Annotated in this window: 28 protein-coding genes and 1 pseudogene; all 29 read left to right on the forward strand. The window is 37.1% G+C overall.

Annotated elements, in window-relative coordinates; translation table 11 throughout:
• The first annotated feature begins 37 nt into the window (after positions 1–37).
• The 29 genes and pseudogenes from JCM7501_RS00415 to JCM7501_RS00540 all read left to right on the forward strand — a co-directional run bounded on the left by JCM7501_RS00415 (position 38) and on the right by JCM7501_RS00540 (position 24,329).
• Positions 38–1,714 (forward strand): sunset domain-containing protein, encoded by a 1,677-nt coding sequence (locus JCM7501_RS00415; protein ID WP_054644746.1) that lies wholly within the window; start codon positions 38–40, stop codon positions 1,712–1,714.
• 42 nt (positions 1,715–1,756) lie between these two features.
• Positions 1,757–3,304, forward strand: a complete 1,548-nt coding sequence (locus tag JCM7501_RS00420) for a peptidoglycan DD-metalloendopeptidase family protein (RefSeq protein ID WP_156202089.1) — start codon at positions 1,757–1,759, stop codon at positions 3,302–3,304.
• A gap of 214 nt (positions 3,305–3,518) precedes the next feature.
• Positions 3,519–4,151 (forward strand): hypothetical protein, encoded by a 633-nt coding sequence (locus JCM7501_RS00425; RefSeq protein ID WP_028991388.1) that lies wholly within the window; start codon positions 3,519–3,521, stop codon positions 4,149–4,151.
• Positions 4,152–4,377: 226 nt separating this feature from the next.
• A complete protein-coding gene (iscB, locus tag JCM7501_RS13460) occupies positions 4,378–4,860 on the forward strand; it encodes an RNA-guided endonuclease IscB (RefSeq protein WP_322785887.1) in 483 nt (160 codons plus the stop codon).
• 74 nt (positions 4,861–4,934) lie between these two features.
• Positions 4,935–5,624: an HNH endonuclease gene (locus tag JCM7501_RS13465; RefSeq protein ID WP_256200950.1), complete on the forward strand. Its 690-nt coding sequence runs from the start codon at positions 4,935–4,937 to the stop codon at positions 5,622–5,624.
• 3 nt (positions 5,625–5,627) lie between these two features.
• On the forward strand, positions 5,628–5,861 hold the full coding sequence (locus JCM7501_RS00435) for a hypothetical protein (protein ID WP_028991390.1): 234 nt from the start codon (positions 5,628–5,630) through the stop codon (positions 5,859–5,861).
• A gap of 97 nt (positions 5,862–5,958) precedes the next feature.
• Positions 5,959–6,561, forward strand: coding sequence for a hypothetical protein (locus tag JCM7501_RS00440; protein WP_028991391.1), 603 nt, complete (start codon positions 5,959–5,961; stop codon positions 6,559–6,561).
• A gap of 58 nt (positions 6,562–6,619) precedes the next feature.
• Positions 6,620–8,014, forward strand: coding sequence for an S-layer homology domain-containing protein (locus JCM7501_RS00445; protein WP_054644748.1), 1,395 nt, complete (start codon positions 6,620–6,622; stop codon positions 8,012–8,014).
• Between the two features lie 80 nt (positions 8,015–8,094).
• A pseudogene (locus tag JCM7501_RS00450) lies at positions 8,095–8,918 on the forward strand (Rpn family recombination-promoting nuclease/putative transposase).
• Positions 8,919–8,930: 12 nt separating this feature from the next.
• A complete protein-coding gene (locus tag JCM7501_RS00455; RefSeq protein ID WP_028991393.1) occupies positions 8,931–9,134 on the forward strand; it encodes a hypothetical protein in 204 nt (67 codons plus the stop codon).
• A gap of 413 nt (positions 9,135–9,547) precedes the next feature.
• The gene (locus JCM7501_RS00460; protein ID WP_154653766.1) at positions 9,548–11,020 is read left to right on the forward strand and encodes a hypothetical protein; all 1,473 of its coding nucleotides are present in this window, start codon (positions 9,548–9,550) and stop codon (positions 11,018–11,020) included.
• Positions 11,021–11,121: 101 nt separating this feature from the next.
• A complete protein-coding gene (locus JCM7501_RS13470) occupies positions 11,122–11,247 on the forward strand; it encodes a hypothetical protein (RefSeq protein WP_256200951.1) in 126 nt (41 codons plus the stop codon).
• A gap of 215 nt (positions 11,248–11,462) precedes the next feature.
• Positions 11,463–12,299, forward strand: coding sequence for a hypothetical protein (locus JCM7501_RS00465; protein ID WP_028991396.1), 837 nt, complete (start codon positions 11,463–11,465; stop codon positions 12,297–12,299).
• Positions 12,300–12,456: 157 nt separating this feature from the next.
• Complete coding sequence (locus JCM7501_RS00470; protein ID WP_051421897.1) at positions 12,457–13,734, forward strand: ParB/RepB/Spo0J family partition protein; 1,278 nt, start codon at positions 12,457–12,459, stop codon at positions 13,732–13,734.
• A gap of 2 nt (positions 13,735–13,736) precedes the next feature.
• The gene (locus JCM7501_RS00475; protein ID WP_028991397.1) at positions 13,737–14,294 is read left to right on the forward strand and encodes a hypothetical protein; all 558 of its coding nucleotides are present in this window, start codon (positions 13,737–13,739) and stop codon (positions 14,292–14,294) included.
• Between the two features lie 62 nt (positions 14,295–14,356).
• Positions 14,357–14,611, forward strand: coding sequence for a hypothetical protein (locus JCM7501_RS00480; protein ID WP_028991398.1), 255 nt, complete (start codon positions 14,357–14,359; stop codon positions 14,609–14,611).
• A gap of 5 nt (positions 14,612–14,616) precedes the next feature.
• Positions 14,617–15,411 (forward strand): peptidyl-prolyl cis-trans isomerase, encoded by a 795-nt coding sequence (locus JCM7501_RS00485; RefSeq protein WP_028991399.1) that lies wholly within the window; start codon positions 14,617–14,619, stop codon positions 15,409–15,411.
• Positions 15,408–15,971, forward strand: coding sequence for an SAF domain-containing protein (locus tag JCM7501_RS00490; protein ID WP_028991400.1), 564 nt, complete (start codon positions 15,408–15,410; stop codon positions 15,969–15,971). Before JCM7501_RS00485 ends, JCM7501_RS00490 begins: the two co-directional genes overlap by 4 nt.
• A 6-nt stretch (positions 15,972–15,977) precedes the next feature.
• Positions 15,978–16,379 (forward strand): tyrosine-protein kinase family protein, encoded by a 402-nt coding sequence (locus tag JCM7501_RS00495; RefSeq protein ID WP_054644749.1) that lies wholly within the window; start codon positions 15,978–15,980, stop codon positions 16,377–16,379.
• Positions 16,352–17,593, forward strand: a complete 1,242-nt coding sequence (locus JCM7501_RS00500; protein ID WP_054644750.1) for a hypothetical protein — start codon at positions 16,352–16,354, stop codon at positions 17,591–17,593. The genes JCM7501_RS00495 and JCM7501_RS00500 overlap by 28 nt, the downstream gene beginning before the upstream one ends.
• A gap of 12 nt (positions 17,594–17,605) precedes the next feature.
• A complete protein-coding gene (locus JCM7501_RS00505; protein WP_028991401.1) occupies positions 17,606–18,835 on the forward strand; it encodes a CpaF family protein in 1,230 nt (409 codons plus the stop codon).
• A 70-nt stretch (positions 18,836–18,905) separates the two neighbouring features.
• A complete protein-coding gene (locus JCM7501_RS00510; protein ID WP_154653767.1) occupies positions 18,906–19,139 on the forward strand; it encodes a hypothetical protein in 234 nt (77 codons plus the stop codon).
• 96 nt (positions 19,140–19,235) lie between these two features.
• Positions 19,236–20,156: a type II secretion system F family protein gene (locus tag JCM7501_RS00515; protein ID WP_154653768.1), complete on the forward strand. Its 921-nt coding sequence runs from the start codon at positions 19,236–19,238 to the stop codon at positions 20,154–20,156.
• A gap of 15 nt (positions 20,157–20,171) precedes the next feature.
• Positions 20,172–20,918 carry a type II secretion system F family protein gene (locus tag JCM7501_RS00520; RefSeq protein WP_028991404.1) on the forward strand — a complete coding sequence of 249 codons (747 nt, stop codon included), beginning with the start codon at positions 20,172–20,174 and terminating at the stop codon, positions 20,916–20,918.
• Positions 20,919–20,975: 57 nt separating this feature from the next.
• Entirely contained in the window at positions 20,976–21,098 is a 123-nt protein-coding gene (locus JCM7501_RS13475) for a hypothetical protein (RefSeq protein WP_256200952.1), read from the forward strand.
• Between the two features lie 169 nt (positions 21,099–21,267).
• A complete protein-coding gene (locus tag JCM7501_RS00525; protein ID WP_154653769.1) occupies positions 21,268–21,675 on the forward strand; it encodes a hypothetical protein in 408 nt (135 codons plus the stop codon).
• 31 nt (positions 21,676–21,706) lie between these two features.
• Positions 21,707–22,669: a hypothetical protein gene (locus JCM7501_RS00530; protein ID WP_054644751.1), complete on the forward strand. Its 963-nt coding sequence runs from the start codon at positions 21,707–21,709 to the stop codon at positions 22,667–22,669.
• A gap of 67 nt (positions 22,670–22,736) precedes the next feature.
• Positions 22,737–23,237, forward strand: coding sequence for a hypothetical protein (locus JCM7501_RS00535; RefSeq protein ID WP_028991408.1), 501 nt, complete (start codon positions 22,737–22,739; stop codon positions 23,235–23,237).
• A gap of 42 nt (positions 23,238–23,279) precedes the next feature.
• Positions 23,280–24,329: a hypothetical protein gene (locus JCM7501_RS00540; protein ID WP_028991409.1), complete on the forward strand. Its 1,050-nt coding sequence runs from the start codon at positions 23,280–23,282 to the stop codon at positions 24,327–24,329.
• Positions 24,330–24,434 lie beyond the last annotated feature (105 nt).

Below are 24,434 nucleotides of genomic sequence, written 5' to 3' on the forward strand. Positions count from 1 at the left end.
AACAGCACCTTTCACTCAGGACGAATGGGACATTGCTATGAAATGGTATCATGCAGTAGAAATTGCAACAGGCGGGCTTGCAGTAGTGTCAATGATTGCAGCAGGAATGAGGCTTATGGCAGCAGGAGCTAATCCTTCAAAGAGAGCCGATGCAATGCAGAAAATGGGCTTAACTGTTTTAGCTTATGCTGTCATATGGTTTCTGCCTCTGCTCTCTCAGCTTGTCTTTATGGGCAATGCCTATCTGACAGAGCTTTTTAAGAATCTCCTGTCAGCATACGGCGGAGGGAAATTTGCTCAAACCGGATGGGATTTTATTGAAAGCATACAGACAAGCAGCATACTGACAACGGCTCTTATTAAATGCGCATTTGTAGGGCTGATGATATATTTTAACATTTTGTACACCATAAGAAAGTTTGTATTAATTTCCATGCTTGTTGTTGTTCCTATAGCTGTATGGGGCTGGAGCATAACAGGAATCAGCAGAGGTCTTAGTTTGGTTGTTGGTGAAATAATTTCAAATGCCTTCATGCAGACTTCACATGCACTGGTTTTGTCCTTATACGCTGTTTTAGTTTCTCCAGGCGTATCTTCTGATTTTTCTCTCTGGTGGGCACAGCTTTTTGGCTTAGTTGCACTAATACCAACAGCAGCGGTTTTAAGACAGCTTTTCATGGGCTTTTTGAGATGGCTCGGAGTCAATGAAGAGTTTTACGCCGGACTTGCCATGAGCGGACTTGCAGGCATGGCATCTATTGTTTCCCTTGCAGGAAAAGGGCTCAGGATGAAAAGAAGTGCAGGTTTTACCACTGTTTCAAGAGAAAGAAGAAGCGACAGCACAGGAACCAGCGGAGGTGGCAGCGGCCCGTTTGGAGGTCAAGAGGCAGAAGCTGGAAATTCCACGCTTTTCAGCTTAAAAAAGGACACAGAGAGCATTGTTCCTCCTCCTGCAGAAGGAGATGCATCAAGCACAGGTGTGTATCCTTCATCCGATACAGCAGTACCTCAGTATTCTTCTTATAGAAAGAGTGCACCAATCACTAGAAAACTGTTCCAAAAGGATGTTCCCGGTGGAAGATATCAAAAAGTGCTTTCTAGTGCACAAAAGACAGGGGATATCCTTGGTGGAGTCGGATATGCAGCAGGCTCAATAATAGGAGGGGCTATGGGACTTGCACTGGGCGGAAATGCCGTCAGGGACTTTGGAACCATAGGAGGAGGAATAGCGGGAGCTTTAGGCGGAGCAGGTGGAAGCTTTTTGGGCACAGCAGGAGGACTGGGATACCAGACTGCAAGCTACAGATATGCAACGGATGATCCCAATAAGCTGTACGTTGATGAAAAAGGCAACGGCCTGATAAAAGGAGTAAAGCTTGAAGATGGAACTTTAAAGTACTACATGCCTGGTGATGAGGGATATGACAGCGTTGAACCTGCTCAAACTTTCAGGACAGAAGTTGAAGCCCAGGAGCACGGATATACTCCGTACAGAAGGGCAGGCTTTGGAGACAGGATAAAGAACATAACAGGCAGTGAGCACAAAGCAGATGCGGTAGGGAAGATAACCGGTACGGTTGTGCTTTCTCCTTTTGGAGCAAAAGCAGCAGAAGTAGGAGGAAAGGCCGGAGAAGTGACTGTAAAAGGTATAAGAAAAGGTTATGAATGGATTAAAAATGTGTCAAAAAACCCTGATGAATTCAGATGGAAGTAGCAGGGGGATATTCCCTCTGCTGTTTTTGTTGGGGTGATTGTGTTGGGTGAGTATTTAAAGAATTATCTAAAAAGAGCTGCAAAAAGACGCATACTTTATTTTCTTGTAAAAAATCCTTACTTTTGGATGATAACAGGCTTTTTACTTCTCATTTCTTTTGGAGTAATTGTCACTTTAGGAATTTTTGGTGCTGCATATGGAGACAGTGCTGTTTCAGCCAATGCCCAAACAGCCAAAATTATAGTATCTTCTTTAAAACCTCCTGTTATATCTTCCGATAAAATGGAAGAGCAGTTTTTCCTTCCATGGGCAGTACCTTACGCTCTTCAGCTTTATGCAAGAGACTGGGATGACACTCTTGATAAGGACATGGTAGCAGATATAACCAAAGATCTTAACCCTGTTTTTACGTACTTTGATTATGATGAAGTAACTCAGGTCTGGGAAAGTGTTAAAGACAAAGATGGAAACTGGCAGACAAAGTATTACGAAATAAGGACACCAAGGAAATATATCTCTCAGGTGAATACCTATGCAGGAATATATGTAATACATTACAAAGAATTTGCCAGTGAAAACTTTACAAAAGGAACAGATTACAGTAAACACACAATAACTCATTATATAGCAAAAACAGGAATAGATTTCTATTCCGACTGGACAAGGCTGGATGCTGCAATTGCAAAATATGCTTATGTTAACACTTCAGCAAACAACTTCAATGTACAGGAATTTCATGTTAAGGGTGGAAAGATAATAAAGCCTTTTGATGGAAACTATCCTGTAACATCACCTTTTGGCATGAGAGAGAATCCTGAAAATCCTGGCAGCAGGGAATTTCATCCGGGAATAGACTTTGGACTTCCTTCCGGAACACCTGTAAAAGCAGCAGCTGATGGTGTTGTTGTTCTTGCAGGAGAATACGGAGGATACGGAAGAGCAGTTGTCATAAAACATACAGATGGCCTGTCAACGGTTTACGGACACCTTTCCGAAATAAAAGTGGAAGAAGGAAAAGAAGTGAAGCAGGGAGAAGTTGTAGGCTTATCCGGAAGTACAGGGCGCTCAACAGGTCCGCATCTTCATTTTGAAATAAGGAAAGACGGCCAGCCTGTTGATCCACTACAGTACCTTTCCGGTACTTTGGTGCTGTCAGATGGAACAGTTTACTATGTTTCAGAACTTAATAGGAAAATGCTTTTAGAAACTGCAGCTTCGTTTATGGAAAACAAAGAAAATATTGAATGGCTGCTTGACAGTTCAGACTACTCAATGGGAGAAGGAGTACCTCCATGGCAGAAATATGATGTAAAGCCGGGTGAAATACCAAATGAATTAATCCCTGTATTCAAAGCAGCCGGAGAAAAGTATGGAATACCGTGGACTGTCCTTGCAGCAATAGCTTATAGAGAATCAAGCTTTAATCCAAACGCTGTTGGCCCCTATCTGCCTGACTACAACAAATCTGCTGTTGGAATGATGCAGTTTCTTCCTGAAACATTCGGTGAGTATGGTGTTGACGGCAATGGTGACGGCATAATAAGCCTTTTGATCCTTCTGATGCAGTTTACACCGCTGCACACTACTTAAGTGCAAATTACAACCTGTACAAGAAAAAAGGCTACAGTGATATAGACGCATTGAGAAAGGCTGTATGGAACTACAACCATGCATGGTGGTATGTGGATCAAGTAATGTCAATTGCTGAAAAATACAAACAAAAATATATTGACAATATTAATAGATAGGTGTATAATATATGTAAGAAGTTAGGAAAAATTTTGCAAGAAAGCTGGTGTTTTGTATGAGAAGAAATAATTTGTTTGATAACTTGATGTTTATAATAACTATTTTATCTTTTCCTTTTTTGTTCGTGTATGTTGCAGGAAAAGAGCTTTTTAAGAAAGCTGTTTATGTTATAGCAGGTTTTTTCGGTACTTTACTTGGTATACTCCTTTTGACTACAAGTTTCATAGCTTTGTTTGGAGATTCAAAAGAGGCCTTAAAGCAGATGACTGATTTTGTAGTCAACATGAAAGGTTTTATCTTTATTGAGCTGCCTCAAGATATACCGATGTGGACAAATAAGTTCATAAACTACCTTCATATGAATCCTTTTGCAAGGAATTTGCTGATAATGTGGCTGATAGGCTTTTTAATTCAGATCTTTTTCAACCTGTTAGGCTGGTATGGACAGTCATTTTACTTAAGAAGAGCAAGGAATATAAACGCAAACCGGCAGCAGAGTGATGTACCTCCTCAGGAACCTGATCCTACAGGGGGTTTCACGAAAGCTCACTTTGATGTGTACTTTCCTGAAGGCTGGCAGGAAAGGCGTCAGAACTTTTTCAATCAGGTAAGAGAAGCTAAAGAAGCGATACAGAAGAGAGTCAAAAATAGAGGTGGTAAAAATGGGTCAACTACCACCCGCCTATAGAGGCGGGGGCTTGTATTAAGGCAAGCCCTAGTTGACTACCCTCAGCCACCGGCTAAAGGCTGGCGGGGCTACGTTAGACTGGTCATGACACCCTGGGATGCTGCTCAAGTTCCAGCTCTGTCGTCTGTCACTAAACAGTCCTGAGTGGTAGGAACAGTGTGGCAGACAAAACAAGCCAGTCTAACATTGGGATGAGCATCTAACTCCAAAAGGAGGCTTACCGCATATGGTTTATGTGATTTCGAAGGAAGGCAAACCGCTAATGCCGACAAATAGGCATGGTAAAGTAAGAAGACTTTTAAAACAGGGACTTGCTAAGGTTGTTAGAAGAGAACCATTTACAATTCAGTTGTTATATAACACAACATCCTATACACAACCCGTTGTATTAGGATTGGATACAGGTTCAAAAGTAGATGGCATTTCAGCAATAACAGAAAAGCAGGAATTGTTCAGTGCTGAAGTTGAACTACGACAGGATATTAACAAGTTGCTTTTAGAAAGAAGGGAATATAGAAGAAACAGGAGATATAGAAAAAGAAGATATAGGAAACCCAGATTTTTAAACCGACGCAAGTATAAAGGAAAACTCGCTCCAAGTATTCAATGGAAAGTTGACGCACATGTTAGACTTGTAAACTTTGTAGCCAAGATACTACCAGTTACGAAAGTTATAGTTGAAATAGCACCATTGATACACATAAGATAATAAATCCCGATGTAGAAAGTAAAGGGTATCAAGAAGGTCCGCAAAAAGGTTTCTGGGATGTCAGAGAGTATTGTTTGTGGCGAGCAGGATACAAATCCGAATTATCAGGTAAAAAAGGTGTATTAGAAGTACATCATATTGTTCCAAGAAATCAGGGTGGAACTGATAATCCTTCCAATTTAATAGTATTAACTGCTGAAGAACATAAGGCTGTACATGAAGGTAGAATTAAGATTCCAAATAGTAAACTTGAAAAAGTTAGGATTTTAAAAGACGCTAGCCATGTTTCGATAGTTGGATGGTATGTGGTAAACAAATTAAAACAAACATATGATATTGACATTACTTTTGGTAGTAGGACGAAAGAGAAGAGAATTGAATTAGGGATTGAGAAATCACACAGGAATGATGCATTCATTATTGCAGGAGGTAGCAACAATATCGAACAAATAGACCATTGGTACTATGGGAAATTTTTTAGGAGACAAAATCGTTCATTGCACAAATCAAATCCGATAAAAGGTGGCATTAGACCAGCAAATACAATTAAGGAAGTTAAAGGTTTTAGAAGGTTTGATAAGGTGAGATACGAGGATATGGTAGGGATTATTTATGGGCTAAGAAGTTCAGGTTATTTTGACATAATAACCTTAAACGGAGAGAAAATTCATTCGTCGGCAAAATGGCAAAACTTAAAACTCATTGAACGAGCAAAAACATTGATGTTTGAAAGGAGGAAAGAGCGCTTCCTCTCCATCTTATAGAAGATGGAGTCTCCTGCGCTCACTTGCGATGAACTAGAGGCTGCTTTTTTCTATAAGTTTTATGAAAGAGTTAAGCAGCTTAAACCTTCCAGCAATAAAGAAAAACTTTTGGTAAAAGCTCTTGTTATCTCGGAAATGGCAGGACTTGGACATTCGAAAGAAATAGTAGATAAAATTGTAGAAAATAGAAAGCAGATGGAAAAGATGTACACATACAATAAACCCTCAAGCATTTAAAAGCCTCACAATCAAAGTTATTTTGTTAAGGTATATATAATAAAATACCCTCAAAGATTTTAAAACGCTTTAAAAAGCCTTTAAAGGAGTGTTAAAAATGGTTTTTATATATACAGGTATAGAAAAACTTGATGAATTGTTAAAACAAGAGTTAAAAGAAAACGGAATAGAATCAGAAATAATCTTTTATGCAGATTATCTTTTAGAAGAAAAAAGTAAAGATTTGTATGATACAGTAATTCTGGCACCGCATGGAGATATAAAACTTCCCCTTAAAGATTTTCTCTTTGCTTTAAGGCAGAGAGATAAAAGAGTAATACTCCTTGCAGGAGAAGAAAAGGACAATAAACACTTAGGTTATGCGCTGGCACTTGGGATATATGACATTGTATTTGATCCGGTAGATCCTAAAGAAGTTGTAAATGCCGTAAAAAATCCTGCAAAGTTCTCAAATGTGCAGCAGTATTTTCTTGGTCTAAGAGAAAAGGTAAGCTTTTCTGGAGAAGCTGTAAAGGAGGCAGATAAAGTACAGAAGGAACCTGCTGCAGCTTCAGAAGCAGAACCTGACAGAACAAAAGAAGAAACTGCCTTAAATCAAATAAAAGGCATAATGAAACTTCTTGGGCAGAAAGTAACAAAAGATGATATAAATGAAGCCCTTGTTGAGCTGGAGGATGCTGTAATAAGGTTACTTTTTTGAGAAAAATGTGATAAAATTTCTATTGGAGGTGTTTTTTTAATGAAAAATTTTAGCTTTTGTGCTGGTTTTTGTTCTTGCACTGGGAGCGTCAGTACCTGTATTTGCAGCAGATTTTTATGGAGTTCTGGACTTTTACAAATACACAGAACCTGATGGACAGTTTTACTGGGCAATGCCTGATTTAGAGTTAGCAGTAGCAGCAGAAATAGTGAGAGGCTATCCGGCAAATCCGCCAACTGCAATAAGAGATTATCAAATGACAGGTAAAGTTGTTTGTAAAGTGTTAGGCCCGTTAATGCCTGAGAATACATTAACAAGAGCAGAATTTGCAGCAATGCTTTCAAGGGCATTGGGACTTAATCAAACAGCGCCTCAGAATCCTTTTAAAGATGTAAAAAGTGATGCATGGTACTATCAACCCATTATGCAGCTTGTAAATAAGAATATTATACCACTTGATTATTACAAAGGAACCTTTAATCCGAACGGAAACATAACCAGAAAAGAAATAGCGATATGGCTTTCAAATGCTGCAGTATCCTATCAAATACCTTTAGCAAATGTACCTCTGCACTTTAAAGACTATTCAGACAGCGACCCGTATTCAGCAGCGATTTCCAATGCAGTAGGATTAAAAATATTAAGCGGATATCCTGACGGTACTTTCAGACCAAACGCATATGCAAACAGAGCAGAAGCGGTTGTAATGCTTATGAGGCTTATGAGGCTTTTACCAAGCGACTTGACAGAGCAGGAAGCAATAAACGTAATATCACATGCAGAGCAAGCTATTGCAAAGCTTTCACAGGCTTGGATACCAACAAATTTTTATAAACTGCCTGATGGAACATATGCCGATGTAGGACCTAACCCAAATCCAATTTTTGCACAAGCCTTAAAAGAATATCAGCAGGAAGCCAAAGATTACGTAACAGAATACAATTTATATCCGTGGACAGAACCAACGGTTATAGATGATAGAGCAAATATACTTAATGACAAATGTAAAAACGGCTTTTTACCGAACATGGATAAGTACTTCTACAAAGGAACAAAAATGGGCGTATGGGACACAGACGGACATAAAGGCCCTACAATTGGTGGAGCATTTGGAAATAGAAACGAATACGGTGTAGTTGACAGTATTTTACTAAGAGGTGGCAACCTCTCAGACGGAACTTACGTTTATCCACTGGGAGCTATTTGGATACAGCCTGATTCATATAAAGTCATAAAAATATCAACAATGGGCAATATTGCCAGTGTATATTATTCATGTACTCAAAGAACAGATAGACCTAACAGTCCCGGAGTATGGGGAACGGTTTATGCTCATGCATTACTTGTTAAACAAGACGGCAAATGGAAACTTGCAGCATACGACGGAGTTTATAACCCCGCAACGCAGAAATGGGATCTTGAATGGATAGACACGATAAGGGACAGGCTTTAGGAATGTCTGTCCCTTTCTTTTTAAACGTGGTATAATTGTGATAAAGATAAACAAAGAATGTACAGAATGGAAGTGATAAATTGGGACAATATGATATTATTGCTAAAAATATATTTTCCAGCTTAAGTGATGACATAGCATCATATTTTTTAGGTTTTAAGCATATAAAACTGGATGAACTTAATATAGAATTTACAACGGTTGAAAAAACGAGAAAGTGATTTGGTATTTAAGTGCAGTACAGACAAAGGTAATATTGTATTACATATAGAGTTTCAGACATATAATGATAATCAAATGGTTTATAGAATGCTAAGATATACAACAGAAATAATGGAAAAACATAAATTAATGCCTTATCAAGTAGTAGTTTATTTAGGGAAAAATGAATTAAAGATGGAAAATAGATTGGATTATAATTTTGGAGAAGAAAATCTTTTGAGTTACAGATATAAAATAATAGACGTCGGGAAAATAAAATTTGAAAATATTGCAGGAACGAATTATTATGACTTATATGCACTTTTGCCTTTAACAGATAAAGCAAGAAGAAAAAGAGAAAAAGAGAAATATCTAAGAAAATGTGTAGAAGTGATAAATAATATGCCGATAGACATAGAAAAGAAAGGGAATATAGCTACAGAGGCAAAGATCTTGTCAAACATAGTATATAATGAGAAAGTCATAGAAAAATTTTTCGGAGGTGATGAATGTGTCTATACTTGAGGAATCTAAGATATACAAGCAAATACTAGCCAAGGGAGAAAAAGAAGGAATAGAAAAAGGCGAAAAGAAAGCCAAAATAGCAATAGCCAAAGAGCTTTTAAGAGAAGGAATGGATATTAGCAAAATTGCTAAAATTACAAATCTTCCTGTAGACGAAATAAAGAAACTGCTAAATTAAAGTGGTGGTAAAATGCTAGATTTGGAAAAATCAGCAACCTTTAGAAGATTAATAGAAGAAGGAAGAAAAGAAGGTAAAAAAGAAGGTAAAAAAGAAGGAGAAAAAGAAGGAAGATTAGCAGTAGCTAAAGAACTATTAAAAAGAGGAATGAATATTGATGAAATTGTAGAAATAACTAAACTCCCTAAAGAAGAAGTAAAGAAACTGTTAAATTGAACAAAAATTGTCAAAAGAGGATAGGTAACAAAAACCTATCCTCTTTTGTTTGATAAAGCTTTTAACGGGAGGTGAGCTTTTTGAAGAAAATTGCTGTAGCAGTTTTAATTCTTTTTCTGCTTTCCTGCACCATACCTGCATATGCCGATTATGTAATGTCTGACGGTACAACGGTAAAATGGCTTGGAGGGAATCAAATACAGGTAACTGATCCAACAACAGGACAGACATACACAACAACAGGAATAATGACTCCGGACGGACATCTTGTACCTCCCCAGAAAGTAGCTGCAAGCGGAGGTCAGCTGAACACCACAATTAAAACAGATTCTGGACAAACTGCAACACTATCAGTAAGCCCTGGTTACACAATAAACGGTACAAGCTACTACTATGCAGGTACAGATAATACATTGATAGCCGTATCAAACGGACAGGTATCCACAACAAGTGCTACTAGAATGGGAGACAGATTGGTACCCACTTCTGCTCTTTCAGACTCAAAACAAATGCAGGCGGTCGTAGCTACAATAAACGCAACGGGCGGCTGGTTCAACTACAACGGCAGCACCTACAGTGGATATAACAGCAGCGGAAGTGGTGGACAAAATGCAGGTAGCCGAACTAATACTACCAACACCACAATGTTAGGCAATGCCCATATAATAGGTGATCTGCGCACAGTAAGAGTAGTGAAACCGGACGGTTCGGAAATGCTTGTAAACGGAGTAGAGTTTCAGGGTGGATGGGCAAGCGACGGAGCATACGTAGTACCATATAAAGATCTTACTCAAGATCAAATTAACTACTTAAAGCAGTCCGGTTTTATGTACGATGATAAAGCAGGAGTATTCATCTTGCAGTTTACTAAGAAGACAGATAAATACGCAAATAACTGGGACTGGAAGCCCCGAAAAGGTAAGGTTATAACAGGAGATCCTTCAATTGATGAAGCTATAGCTGAAATTTTACAGGAACATGGTATAAAAGTACCGGACCAAATAGTAGGAACTTTAGACCAAAGTGCACCTGTAATGGTAAAACTACGAAATTATTATCAAGATTTAGCTAATTACTTTGGTTCAGATGCATTTCGTGGTGTAGGAGATGCAGCTATTTTTTTGGATCAATTTACTAACTACCAGGACTTTATAAATACAGTTTTAAACTACGCTACAAGCTCAGGTATAGCAACGTTCAGAATACCGGGCGACAATCCTGATGGAACATCTCCAACACTTCCATCACAGAGCAGCAGTTCTCCGCAGAATAATAATCCTCCTGCAGTAAGTACACCACCTTCCAGCGGCAATACGACAGTTTCCAATAATACACCCTCGATAAGGCAGGTCACAGCTGATTCTGTACATGCAACTATAACAATAAACAAGACACCCAACTTTGTATTTACAAAGTGGCATACTGATGCAAACGGCTATCCTGCGTATATGGATATAACAATTAAATGGAAGAACGTAGAGATAGGTTCAATTATAGATACTCCAACGGGCCCAAGAGAAGTGCGAACACCGGCATACGTCACAAAGGTTGTAGCTTTTCACAACATACACAGATATACAAACTACCTTTTAGAAGATGACAACTGGGAGACAGAGTATCCTGTCATGGAGAACATAGACATAGCAAATCAGCAGGCAACGTTCAGGTTTATGTACAGGAAAGCAGGGCAGGAAGACTCAACATTGTATTTTAAGCTGTACCTCAATGGAACAGATAAGTACTTCTGTGTGTACGTTCATATACCTGTGAACGGCTTTAATGCAACATTTTTCCAGGACAATCAAGACCACAGCAATCCAGGCTTTAAGACGTCCAATCCAAACTGGCAGCAGACGAACATACAGACAGAGACGATTACGTTTTAAGAAAAGGGCAGGGATGCTTATATAAGCGTTTCTGCCTTTTTTCTTGGAAAAAACTGTTTTGCTTATTTTAGAAAAAATTGAAAATAGGGAAGGGGTTAAAAATGAAAGAGAACATGGTGCATGATTTATCAAATATAGAAAATATTCTAAATGTCTTACCAGATCTTGCAGATGAAAAGATATTTGCTCTTTTAGTGATACTAACAACAGACGAGAAGTTGTTTTAAGGCCAATAGGTGGAAAATACGGCAGTGAGATTATAGATGCAGCAAAAGAGGCAGCAGAAAAATATCCTGGCTGTAAAATGAGGTTATTTGAAGAGAATTATGATAATTGGGATAGATATTTCAAGCACGTTATTTCTAAAGAACAGGTTATATGATATATTTTAAACAATGAGCTGCACTTCACAAACAAAACCAAATAGAAAGGAAGTATTTTTATGCCTTTTCCTTTTATAGAACCAAAAATTGAAATTGTTAAAATGGAAAATATAAAAGAGTATCCAACTCAATTAGGAAACAGATGCAAATTGTTAAGAGAATTAGGTCTTAATCCATATTTAGATACTGAAGAAGAAATCATGGAAGCTCTTAGTGAAACAGCAAAGACACCGGAATATCTAGATATATGTATGAAAAACAGTCGCTGTAGTGGTTTTTGGAAGAAATTTTCTGTTGGAGAAACTCCTTTTTTAAAAGAAGATCCTATTCAGCTTTTAAAGCATCAGAATACTTATTGGGTTGTGGAAGGAAAGCACAGGGTTTGTTTTGCAAAAAGAACAGGTGTGAAAGAAATAAAAGCTTATATTTATGAACTTTCTGGTGATGGGAAAGTTTTGCTGCCTGAAATAGGCACACCGAGTAGGTTTGCTTTTGATTATATGGAAGTTTCTTCTTTAAGACAGGAAGGAGAAAAAGCACTTTTGTGGCTTAAAGACTTAAAAGATTTGAGGCTCATAGAACTTTCATGGAAGCCTGCAGTATTGGATAAAAGATTTGATACAAAGGGAGAATTTATAGAACTAGTCAAAGGAATTAAAGTTAGCATATCTGTAGATAAAAAAACAAAAATATTTTCGCTTAAAAAGATAATTCAAATACATACCGAAATAATTATAGAACCGGATCATAAAAAGACAAAAATCTGGCTTTTAAAGATTCCTGCAGGTAAACCGTTTAGTTTAGAAAAAGCAGATGCAATTAATAAAAACACTTTGTACAGGTATGGTTGTTGGAGAAAACATCATCTGGAAGAATTAATCAAAAACCTTATGTAAAATTAGCAGGTTTAACGCCTGCTTTTTTATTTTTAGATACATAAGTCCTTGGTAATTTGATGTTTTTTTATAGAATAGATTAAGAAAAGTTTAAGACGCTCAAAAAAAGAGCGCTTTTATTTTTTATAGAAAAACAACTTCAAGAGGAGGAATTTTTATGCAAATGGTAGATGTCAGCCTTTTAAAAGAACATCCCCGAAACAGAGAGTTTTTTGATGACATACAAGGAGAGCGCTGGCAGGAGTTTGTTGAAAGCATAAAAACAAGCGGGATAATAGTACCTCTCATAGTAACACAAGATTATGTTGTTATTTCAGGCAATCAGAGATTAAAGGCAGCAAAAGAACTTGGGGTTAAAGAGGTTCCCTGCGAAGTACGAACTTATAGTGACAAAGACGGACTTACAAAAGAAGACTGGATGCTGAAAGATTTGATTGAGACAAACCTTAGGCAGAGAGGAATAGGAAACCTGAATCCTATGAAACTGGCAAGGTGCATTTTAGAATTAGAAAAGATATACGGCATTAAAAAAGGCAATAACCAGTATTTAGGAAGTGGATCGGAACCCGGTTCCGAAGCATCTCCTAATATTTCCCAAAAAGAACTTGCGGAAGTTATAGGACTTACAGACAGAAGATTTCGTCAGCTTAAGAAACTGAACGAGCTAATTCCCGAACTTCAAAAACTTATCGAAGAAGGCAAACTAACAACAAAAGCCGGAGAGCAGCTTGCATACCTTGAACCTGAGCAGCAGAGAGAACTTTTTAACATTCTTGGAGAAACCATAGCTGAACTTAAAAGAAGTGAAATAGAGAGCTTAAGAAAGCAAATGGAAGAGTACAGAAAGCAGTATATGGACATGCAGAACAAAATCGCAGCACTTGAGAAGCAGAAAAAAGAAGCAGAAGAAATAAAAAAAGAGCTTGAAAAGAAAATTGCAGAAATAAAGCCTGAAATAATTGAAAAAGAACCTGATGACTATCAAGAATTAAAAAGCACCTTAAAGACAATTAAGGAACAGTCAGAGCAGTTAACAAAGCGCCTCAATGAACTTGAGCAGGAAAAAAACAGACTTGATGAACTGCGCAGAAAAGCTCTTGAAGAAAAAAGACAGGCATTAGAAGAAAAAGCAAGAGCAGAAGCGGAAGTTAAGAATATAAGATACGAACTGGAACAGCTTAAGCAGCAGTACGGAATTGAGGCAAAAAAGCAGTGTGAGCTTGCTGATAAGCTTATTGAAGAAATTAAAAAAGTTATTGCAAATGCAACAGGCATACTGGAGCTTATGGACATTGAGAAATTGCCTGACTACAAATACAACGACTTTTCGACCACTTTGATAATATTTATTGATAAGCTTGAAAAACTCTATCAAAGCGCAGAGCAAAAAGCCAAAAGCGGTAAAGTAGTATTTTTTAAAAGAAAGGAGGATTAAAATTGATTTCTCTACAAACCGTGAAAAAACAGGTAACAGAACTCAGCAGCCTGCTTGAAAAAGAAGCAAATTTGGAATACCAGGCAGCCTTAAGATTTGCTAAATACCGGTACAGAAATTATGTTCCTCTGTCACCAAATCTCATACCGGTATTGTCTAAAATTGTAAAAAATATACTGGCAGAGAGTAATCACATAATATTTCTTAACAAATCAGAATTCATGGACAGTGTTATTAAAAATATTAACAGCATGAGTAAAAACTCCAAATTAAAGCAGGAATTAAAAAACAATCCGAACAGTGTTATGCGGAGCATAGATTTGCTGTTGGAGAGGCAAATTGCAGTAATTAAAGTAAAACAAGGGCAGGCAGAAACAAAAGAGCTTCAGAGAGCAGTAGCGCTGTTTTTGATAACCACCTATTCAGAAAAAGCAATGTATGTACTTGGACATGAAAATAATCTTGAGCTGACGCCAAAAGAAATAGCAGAAAAAGTGCTGGAACTTCTCAAAGAAGAGGAGGGTATTTCTAATGATGAACTAAAAAGGATAGCATTGTAGAATTGAACAGGTTTAACACCTGTTTTTTGCATATTTTTTTAAAAAAGTGAGGTGGAGACACAATGACTCTAAAAGAAGAGCTGGCATTTCTGAGAGGGTTCACAGCTGCCTCTCAGCTTTCCGGTGAGGAAAGAGAAATTTTTAAAAAATTTTTTGACTTTTTGGATGTAGTTGCAGACAGCATAGAAAAGCTGAATCAAAGAGTAGATGATTTTGATGTGACATGTGATTATCTCGAAGACAGAATAGAAACTGTTGAAGATGAACTCTACAGCAGGCCAGAATGTCCAAACAGTAACGAAGAAGAGGAGGTGTAAAAAACTTGAAAAAAATAATTTTACTTCTCATACTGCCTGTACTCGCACTTTCAATCCTGTCAGGATGCAGTTCAAAGCAAATAGCAAGTATCCACGGAATACCAATAACACAGGCTGAACTGGAAAGAGAAAAAGCGCTTTTAAAAAATGATTTTACAGGAATAAGTGATGAAGAACTGACAAAAACAGCCTTAGAAAACCTGAAAGCCAAAAAAGCAGTTGAATATGAGGCACAGAAAGAAAGAATAACAGTAACTGACGAAGAGCTAAATAGTGCATGGCAGAACGTCAAGGACAAAACAAAGCTTACAAAAGAGGACCTGAAAGATATTCTTCTTTCAGATAAGCTCTTCAACAAATACACAAGAGACATTACAGTAAACCCCGAAGAAGTAAAAAAATTTTATGAAGCACACAAAGACTACTACACAACAGTGAAAGTATATGAAATATCAGTTAGAGATAAAGATACAGCGGATATGGTATATCAAAAACTTAAAGACGGAGAAGATTTCAGCAAGCTTTTTGAGCAGTACTCAATAGACAAAATAAACGGAAACGGAGGATTCATGGGAGACATTCCTGTAAGCCGGAAATTTTTTGGAGTGTCTTTAAAGCCAAATACAATTTATGGACCAATTCCCGTAAATAATGAAGGGTATATAATTTTAAAAACAGCGGAACAGACGGTCAAGCCTTTTGATGAAGTAAAAGATGGGATTGAGCTTTATCTTTTAAACCAAAAGAAGCTTGATTTTTACCATAAAAAAATAAAGGAATGGGAAGGTGAGGGAAGTTGAGTAAAATAATCAAAATAGGCATTATTACTGCTGTATTCGTATTTCTTGCAGCTTTTTTAATACTTAACAGTGTTCAGGGAACAGTAAATGTTGTTACAGCAGCAAAACCGATAAACGCAGGTACAGTAGTAACTCAGGACATGCTCACCACAAAAAGTGTTCCGGTAAGTCTTGCAGCAGATTTAGTAAAAAATCCTCAAGAGATTGTAGGCAAAAGTTTAAACACTGGACGTGTAAAAGGAGACTTCATTCCTTACAGTATAGTTATGCAAAAAGGACTTGAAATAGCTCCGGGCAACGTTTTAATAAGCATAAATGTGCCTTATGAAGACGCAAAGCTCATTTCTGCTGGAGACAAAATAAGCCTTGTACTTCTTTCAAACTCTGTAGACGGTACAAATCAGACGATAAGTGGATTAAAAGTTTACTCAATAGAACAAACCACATCAGCAGTCAACGGTACAGTAACAACAATTGCACTACTGGAAACGACCGCTGAGAAAGCCTCAATAATAGCACCTTATGTTAAAGCGGGCAACTTTAAACTTTTCAAGGAGTGATGAAAAATGATAATTTCAATCTTTTCTCCAAAAGGAGGCGTGGGGAAAACAACAATAGCTCTTGCCCTTTCCGAGATGGCAAGCCGGAGACTAAAAACATGCACTATTGAATTTGACTTTTCTCCCGGAGATTTTGTTTCAATACTGGATTTAGAGCGCAAAAAGAATATCTTTGAAGCTGTTAACGGAGACCTTGACTGGGCAATACAGAGGCCGATAAAGCAGAGTTTTGATGTAATAGTCGGAGGTTATCCCGACACATACGAGATGATAAGGCCAGATAAGTTAAGAAAAATGATGGAGGAACTGAACAATCGGTATGAACTTATCATAGTAGACATACAGCCTGCATTTGTGGAAGGCTGTATTGATATTTTGACATGTCAAAAGACATATTGTTTATTGTAGAAGATGACCGCTCTGTTAACAGTCGTGCTATAGGAAATATTGACTGGGCGAGAGCAAACGGGTTCATAGACTTAAAGAAAGTAAAAATGATTGTAAACAAAGTGCGAAAAAGGGAACTAACATACGTAAACATAACAGAAATAAAACTTCCGGTTATTTATAAAGTTCCTTTTATCAAGAATTTAAACAGCTTTGAAAATTCCAAAATGTTAAGACATGCAGAAAATATTCTAAGTATTTTATATCCCAGCATCTTCTATAAAGAAAAAAGAGGTTTTTTATTTTTTAGAAAAAAACAAAAAGTACAAATTCCTGCTGAAACTCCAAATGCAGAAGAAGTTCTTGAAGAAACTACAGCTTTACCTGTAACTGAAAATATGCCTAACATAGACGTAATAAAAATTGGCTATGAATCAGAGATTAATACAGAGTTGAAAGATGAGAAACATAGGGTTATTGAAAGAACTGAAATAAAAGAAGAAAAAGAGAAAATAACTGAGGAAAGAGAAATAACTGAGGAGAGAGGTGATGTTTATCCTATGAAAGTTTACGTTAATACCGGTTATAAAGAACTTGATGAGGTGTTTAAATCAAGATTTAAGCCAGCTGACAGTCTTGCAGACTGCGACGCAGCAATAATTTCATATATTTCAAATAAAGAGTATATCAAAAACTTACTTTCTGCGGGAAAAAGAATTATACTCCTTGCGGGTCACTCAGACTATAGGCTTATGGAAACCGCTAGAGAAATTGGGATCAAAGACATATATTCCAGCCCTATAGATCCTAAAGAGATAATTAATAACCTACTTAATGAAAAAGGAGAGGAAGATAAAATGTTAATTAAGAAAGAAGAAATAGAATTAAAAAAAGAAGAACCTGTAGTACTGCACTATAGCACCGACCAGGAAAAACAGCCAGAAATTTCTGAAATGGCTCAAAAAGAATGCGAGGAACCTAAAAACATTGAGGAGCTGGAAGCAAAAGATGAAATTAATATTGTCTTAGATGAGATCAAAAACATACTTGCAAAGAACAAGGAAATATACGAAAGCAGGATTTCTATGCAGGAGAAAATGATAAAGCAAATGGAAGAGGCTATTACAAAGAAGGAAGAAGAAATAAAAGAACTTCGTAAGGCAATTGATGAGTACAGGAAAAAAGAAGAAGAGAAGAAGAAGATAATTTTAGAACTTCAGAAGCTTCTGCAGTAAAGGAGTGGTAACATGAGCCTTTCGGAACGCTCTAAGTTAATAAATACAGCTCGGAAAATAGATATAGACTTGATAGTAAATGCAGTAAGGCCTCAGATGATAAATTATCAGAATCAGGGCACAGATGATCTAAAAGGACTTTTGAGGTTAGAAGTAAAAAAATACCTTGAACAGAACCTTCCTCACTATGTGGATAATCTTTATTCCATAACTGAAGAAGTATATGACAAAATGTACATGCTGGGGCCATTTGAAAAGTACCTTAAGATGGATGGAGTAACGGATATAATAAGCTTCGGAACGAGATTAATGTATATAAAAGACGGAGTAAAATATGATGATGAAAAAGGATTTGGAAACATGGAAGAAGTTAGAATACTGTATGAAAGAATAGTAGCAAACTCAGGACAGAACATCTCTTATGCGGAGCCGTCAAAGGATGCTGAACTTCCTGACGGCTCCCGTGTAAAAGTAATAATTCCGCCTGAAGCTTTAGAACCTTATATAATCATACGAAAGCACGCAAGCTTAAATAAAAATCTTGATGAGCTTGCATTTGGACTAAGAGGACTAGGTGACAGTATAGGCACAATAGAGATGATAAAAAAGCGTACGAAAGAAGAAGAAAGCTTTAACGGCACTTTATCGGAATATTTTAAGATGTCTGTTAGAAACAGGAGAAACATTGTAGTTATAGGTGAAACGGGAGCGGGCAAGACGACATTTGTAAATGCTTTAACGCATTACATCCAGCCTAAACATATAATTGCTGTACTTGAAGACACAAGAGAGCTGAAACTGCCTCTCCCTTATGTTTTTTACTTAAAAACAAGAGAGGCGAAAGAAGGGGCAAGAGCTATCACATATGAAGACATACTTTATGACTGCTTAAGAGCAAATCCTGACAGAATTATCCTTACGGAAATAAGAACACCAATATCAGCATATACCTTTATAAATGTCCTTAACAGTGGTCATAAAGGCTCTTTTACGACTCTACATGCTGACAATGTGGGGATGGCACTAGATAAACTTGAAACACTTATAAAAGAATTCAAGCCAATTGATGACAGGGTTGTCCGTCGACTTATAACGAAAGCGGTTGATGTCCTTGTCTTCATAGGCCTCGAAGAAGATGAAAAAGGTGATATAGTAGGACGGGCAGTCAAAGAAGTTGCAGAACTTAGAGGCGTTGATGAAAAGGGAGATTACATTCTTGATTATAGATACATTAAGTGGTAAAAGGGACACGCTTTTTAGAGTGTGTTCCTTTTTACTTTTTATTGGAACAACATTTTCGGGAGGTGTTTTTATGTACAACAAGATCACATTTGGGATTTATGAGAAGGTAATGTCAGCACTTGCAGACTTAAGGAAAGACACAAGAGGAATAAACCATTACGTTGTAGAGGCATCTCTTTTAGCCTTGGCAGTAGGTATAGCAGTGTTGGCATTACCGGCAGGCAGGACTGCTATAGTAAATCTGTGGAACAGCTCACTTAATTTTGCTACAGATCTATTCTCTGAGCTTATGCAGGGTAAATAAAACTTTTATTCTAATTTTTGTTGAGTGGCAGGAAAACTGCCTCTTTTTTTATTTAAAAAACATTATGTTAAATCAATTTGGAGTGAGGTGTTTGAATTGATACCGATACTTTCATTGATAATTGCCTTAAGTGTTTTTTCTATTGTAATGTTTTTGTACCTAACAAAAGAGTATAAAAGACAGGAAATAATAAGAAGAATGGAAAGGCAGCTTATAATGCCAAAGGAGAGAAAATTTAACATTTTAGAAATTTTAGGTTTTGGGAAAGCACTGAACTACTTTGATATTCTTCTTAAAAGAGCAGGTATCGGAAAAATTGATGCTGAAAACTTAATTTTGATTTTGTTTACTTTAAATACATTTTTGTTTACTTTTTTCATCATTAAAAATGAAATTTTGTGGGCATTTTTAGTGCCTGTTTCAATTTTTTTGCTTGTCCCACTTGGTCTTGAGAAAATTGCTCAAAGAAGGTACATTAAGTTTAATTTACAGTTTGCTGATGCTGTTCAGGACATAGCAGACTACCTTAAAGTATCAGGAAGCCTTATAAACTCCTTGGAAAAAGTAGTAGACACTTTAGAAAATCCTCTAAAAAATGAAATAAAGAAAATTATAACAAAAGTTGATGCAGGAATAAGTTTATCTGATGCACTAAGGGATTTTGCAAAAGAATCAGGAAGTCCTCTTGTAGAAGCATGGGTGGATTCAATGGTATTTGCAGGACTGATGAAGGCAAATACAGCAGATATTTGTCAGAAAATGTCTAGTAAGATAAAAGGAAGAATAAGGCAGAACAATAGAATAAGGGCGCTTATGAGGGATACAAAGTCTACAGTTATTATGATAATTGCAACTATGATTCTTTTAATATTTTCAACCTATGCGACAAGCCCCATGTATACAGATGCTTTTCGTACAACTGCAGGGAAGGTAGTACTGATTTATATAGTTTCAAGCTATGTAATAACTACAATTCTCATATTTAGAGCGATTGATAAACAGATAAACTCTATATAAAGGAGAGAGGAAAAGGTGAAATTTTTAGAAGAGAAGACAATAAAAAAAATAACCGGAGAAGACCTCTTTACACGAATAGATAAGGAAATAAAAGCGGTTGGAAAGGTTAATATACTGTTTATTACTGCAACTTCTGCAGTAGAATTATTTTCTGCTTTTTCGGTAATTATAGGACTTTCTTTGATTATTTCACTCTTTCTTCTTCTATTTTATCCTGCTCTGTTTAAAGCCTTTCTGATAGTAATAGTAGGGCTTCCGATTGGAGCATATTTAGGTTATAGAGATCCTATCGATAAATACAAAAAAAGGCTTATGGCAGATAATGAGCTTCCTGCTATCCTTGAGACATTCGTATCGGGCCTTTCTGTAGGAATGCCTGTGGAGAACGTAATGAGGTACATTGTAGAAAACAAAAAGGGGTATATAAAAGAAATGATACAAGAAGCACTGCAAAAAGTTGATGCTGGTATTCCTCTTTTTGTTAGTTTAGAAGAAGCTGCTGAGAAAAGTTTAAACAAATATTTTCAGCGTGCTGTAAAAATACTAGCAAAAACTTCTGAGACGTCGCAGGGACTTGCAGAGCAGCTAGACGAGCTTTTAAAAGAAATAGAAGAAGACAGAATAAATGAAAAATCATCAAGAGCCTCTGTGCTTGATAATGTAATGGCAATTCCTGTGCTGTTAGGTTTCTTTGTTCCCCTTTTTGTATTTGTAATTTTTCCATTTATAGTGAGTTTCACAAATATATTTGGGAATCACTAAAGGCGCACTCCTTCAGTGCGCTTTTTTATTGGGACAACATTTTCAGGAGGTGTTTTTATGTACAACAAGATCACATTTGGGATTTATGAGAAGGTAATGTCAACACTTGCAGACTTAAGGAAAGACACAAGAGGAATAAACCATTACGTTGTAGAGGCATCTCTTTTAGCTTGGCAGTAGGTATAGCAGTGTTGGCATTACCGGCAGGTAGGACTGCTATAGTAAATCTGTGGAACAGCTCACTTGATTTTGCTACAGATCTATTCTCTGGGCTTATGCAGGGCGAATAAACCCGGACTAGGGGGACATACTGTCCCTCTTATTTTTTATGAGGAGGTGTATGTTTTTTTTGATCAGGCAGATTAAACGGATTTTAAAAAATAACAAAGGAATTTCTGGATATGTAACAACTGCCACCTTAATACCAATTCTTATGATTTTGTTCGCAATGGCCATCCAGCTTACTGTCCTTGGAGTGCTTCAGCTTGCTGTAAATGAGGCAGCATTTGAAGCAGCCAGAGCAGCAGCAAGAAGCCCCACACCCTATGCAACAGCAGTTCAGACTGCGCAAAACTTTGCAAAGGGATTTATTCTGGGGTGGAAAGACAAGGTTCAGGTTACTATGGTACAGACTCCTAACAAACCCGGTGATCCGGTAACAGTTCAGGTTTCTTTCCCTGTACCGCAGTTTTTCTCTGCACTTCAGACCAAAACGGTTTACGGTTCAAGCACTCAAATATGGGAGGAAAGACCATGAAAAATTTTTAAGAGATAAAAAAGGTAATGGAATGTTTGTATTTTTCTTTCTTGTTTTTGTGATAGCATTGATGCTTTATATGTACCAGACCAATACTACCCGCCTTATTTTAGAACGAAGCTATTTGTACACAGTAGCAGACGAGGCAGCAAATAAAGCAGCTTGGGAAATATATCAATACCAGTCTCACAATCTAAGTACAAAAGGGCAAATAGATATTAACTTGCTTCAGGCAGCAGCAAATAAAGCTATAGAATTTTTTAAATCAAAAGGCTACACACTTCAAAATGCCTCAGCACATATAGAGGGTAGATATTTAGTAATTACAGGAAACGTAGTAACGAAGTACAAGGAACCTGTTTTACCGGGTAAAAGGCAGGTTTTAGTAAGGTCAGGATACTATACAAACAACTATGTACCTCAAACAGGCTATAATCAGTCAGTTAATGTATATGGAACGGGCCCTTGGAGAGTAATACAAAACTGGAAAGACAGCAACGCAAAATGGATCTGGGGTGTTGAAAATGTCGGTGCTTACTGGGTTAAGCAGCGTTTTAACCTCTCTAAACCTCAAACAGTAACTATAACTGCCACTGCGGATGACGTTTTTACCTTGTACGTTGATGGCAAACAGGTTTTAAGTGGTAACAACTGGCGGACAGGTTATTCTACAAGTATTTTTCTGCCAGCAGGTACTCATGAAGTGAAAGCGTACGTGCAAAACTTGTATCAAGGACGGCCTGCTACCAGTTTTTCTTTTACAACAAGCAGCAGAAAAGACAATCCCGGTGCATTTATAGCTTCAATAGCAGATTCAAGTGGAAACGTGATTCTTCACACTGACGAAGCATGGCAGCTTTCTCAGGATGGACGGGACTGGCAGGATGTCGGCATGATGCTCCAAAGAATATGCCTCTTAACTATTCTTCTCCTCAGTGGGTTGATACGTCGCATTATGAACTGCGGGATGTCCAGCCGGGAAATAACTATGTAGTATTTTCTATAGAAGGAAGAGCAGCACTTAAGAGAATAAATAAATAGAAAGGAAAGGCGATGATAAAATGAAGAAATACGTAATTTATGCTTTAACAACAATTCTGGCTTTGAGTCTAATAGGCTGCGGACAGACAAAAAAGATTGAGACACAGAAGTTACAGGAAATAAAAGAGGTAAAAGGCAGTGAAGTAACCGTAGGCAACCGGAAAATAAATCTTAGTGATGTAATTATTGCAGTAGGCAATCCTTCAGATGTTAAAAAAGGAAATAAAGCGTACGTTGTCTCAGCAGGTAATAAAAAATATCTTGTAGTTTATACAGGGCACAAAGAAACAAGAGTAAAAGAAGGAACTGAAATAATAGATATTGTAAAAAAGGTTTGCTATAAATGCAATGGAATTGTTTTAAGTAACGGAAAACTTTATCGGGTTACACCAGAGACTACAGAGCAAAACATCGACAATCTTAAAGACGTTAAAAAAGTCAATCTAAACGACTTTAAAGCAGGCGACATTGTAAGAATGCTTGTAAAAGATGACAAAATAATCGCTGTTGTAAGATATTAACATCCTGTAGGGTGCTATTTTTTTTGTAAGGAGGTGAGTTTTTTGAAAAGAATAGCTGTAATAGCAGTAGTTGCTTTTCTGTTTTTATTTCCTGCAGCAGCTTTTGCAGATGCAAATCCACCACCTGTACCTGATTCAACTATTCAAAGTTCAAATTGGGCTAATTATATTCCTGCGAAAGGCAATGGAATATCAGGTGCAGCGATTTTGCAGGATAGCAATACAAATCAGGGTCTGACAAGAGAATGGGTACATGAAGGTGGATATGTTCAAGTAACAAAGCAGGTAGCAGTACCAAAAACGGTGTGGGTTCAGTCGCAGGAATGGGTACCACCTGTAACACATCAGGAGTGGGTACCGCCCGTAACTCATCAGGTATGGGTACAGCCACCAGGACAATATGAACTGCAAAATTTTACTCTTTATCATGTTATAGAACAGTATAGAAGAGATTATACTACATGGGGACTCCAATATGTAACTGGAAATTCTTTTGAACTTGGTACTTTTGACTTAAACGGAAATTGGCATCAAACATTTAAAAATCCACCGTATACAACTTTTTCTGCACCTTCATCTGGAGATTTTTATTTTATAATAAAGAATGCTCCAAGAACACTTCCTTCTACTCCATCAAATTCTTATTGGTATTATAGATATGCAAGTGTCGAAAGTTACTATGAAAATCAGTACGGAGGAAAAGTTAATATAAATAATTGGAAAACTATAAGTATTGTATGGGGAGGATTTGGAGGAGATGCAAATGTAATTTTGCTTCCAAGTAATTATTACGGAAGTGATTATTTAGATTATGGGGTAAGTCTTGGTTGGTATTGGCTGGGATATTCTGTTCAACAATATTTTGAACTACGTCCTAACTATGTGTGGATACAGCCTCCGGGGCACTGGGAAACAGTTGTAGACCGGCCGGGTTACTGGAAAACAGTTGTGGATCAACCGGGATACTGGAAAGATACTTCACATTGGGAGACAACGGTAACGTATGAAACAGTAGAAGATGTGCAGTACACAGAATCTTCTCACTGGACAGACTATAAAAAGATAATACCTCAATATCAGCTAAAGGATTAAGGTTATGTTAATAACTTTGCACTTATCTACAGGTTTATTAACAGCTTGTCCACATTCAACTAAAGGAGTATAACGTTAAACACGTTATACTCCTTTTTTGTATGC

This window comes from Thermoanaerobacter thermocopriae JCM 7501 (assembly GCF_001310975.1).
Taxonomy (GTDB): domain Bacteria; phylum Bacillota; class Thermoanaerobacteria; order Thermoanaerobacterales; family Thermoanaerobacteraceae; genus Thermoanaerobacter; species Thermoanaerobacter thermocopriae.

What these genes read in the sequence shown, in the direction of transcription:
- JCM7501_RS00415 (WP_054644746.1), top strand. Translation starts at nt 38, where the DNA reads ATGAAATGGTATCATGCAGTAGAAATTGCAACAGGCGGGCTTGCAGTA.
- JCM7501_RS00425 (WP_028991388.1), top strand. Translation starts at nt 3,519, where the DNA reads ATGAGAAGAAATAATTTGTTTGATAACTTGATGTTTATAATAACTATT.
- iscB (WP_322785887.1), top strand. Translation starts at nt 4,378, where the DNA reads ATGGTTTATGTGATTTCGAAGGAAGGCAAACCGCTAATGCCGACAAAT.
- JCM7501_RS00435 (WP_028991390.1), top strand. Translation starts at nt 5,628, where the DNA reads ATGGAGTCTCCTGCGCTCACTTGCGATGAACTAGAGGCTGCTTTTTTC.
- JCM7501_RS00440 (WP_028991391.1), top strand. Translation starts at nt 5,959, where the DNA reads ATGGTTTTTATATATACAGGTATAGAAAAACTTGATGAATTGTTAAAA.
- JCM7501_RS00455 (WP_028991393.1), top strand. Translation starts at nt 8,931, where the DNA reads ATGCTAGATTTGGAAAAATCAGCAACCTTTAGAAGATTAATAGAAGAA.
- JCM7501_RS13470 (WP_256200951.1), top strand. Translation starts at nt 11,122, where the DNA reads ATGAAAGAGAACATGGTGCATGATTTATCAAATATAGAAAATATTCTA.
- JCM7501_RS00465 (WP_028991396.1), top strand. Translation starts at nt 11,463, where the DNA reads ATGCCTTTTCCTTTTATAGAACCAAAAATTGAAATTGTTAAAATGGAA.
- JCM7501_RS00470 (WP_051421897.1), top strand. Translation starts at nt 12,457, where the DNA reads ATGCAAATGGTAGATGTCAGCCTTTTAAAAGAACATCCCCGAAACAGA.
- JCM7501_RS00480 (WP_028991398.1), top strand. Translation starts at nt 14,357, where the DNA reads ATGACTCTAAAAGAAGAGCTGGCATTTCTGAGAGGGTTCACAGCTGCC.
- JCM7501_RS00495 (WP_054644749.1), top strand. Translation starts at nt 15,978, where the DNA reads ATGATAATTTCAATCTTTTCTCCAAAAGGAGGCGTGGGGAAAACAACA.
- JCM7501_RS00500 (WP_054644750.1), top strand. Translation starts at nt 16,352, where the DNA reads ATGTCAAAAGACATATTGTTTATTGTAGAAGATGACCGCTCTGTTAAC.
- JCM7501_RS00505 (WP_028991401.1), top strand. Translation starts at nt 17,606, where the DNA reads ATGAGCCTTTCGGAACGCTCTAAGTTAATAAATACAGCTCGGAAAATA.
- JCM7501_RS00510 (WP_154653767.1), top strand. Translation starts at nt 18,906, where the DNA reads ATGTACAACAAGATCACATTTGGGATTTATGAGAAGGTAATGTCAGCA.
- JCM7501_RS13475 (WP_256200952.1), top strand. Translation starts at nt 20,976, where the DNA reads ATGTACAACAAGATCACATTTGGGATTTATGAGAAGGTAATGTCAACA.
- JCM7501_RS00530 (WP_054644751.1), top strand. Translation starts at nt 21,707, where the DNA reads ATGTTTGTATTTTTCTTTCTTGTTTTTGTGATAGCATTGATGCTTTAT.
- JCM7501_RS00535 (WP_028991408.1), top strand. Translation starts at nt 22,737, where the DNA reads ATGAAGAAATACGTAATTTATGCTTTAACAACAATTCTGGCTTTGAGT.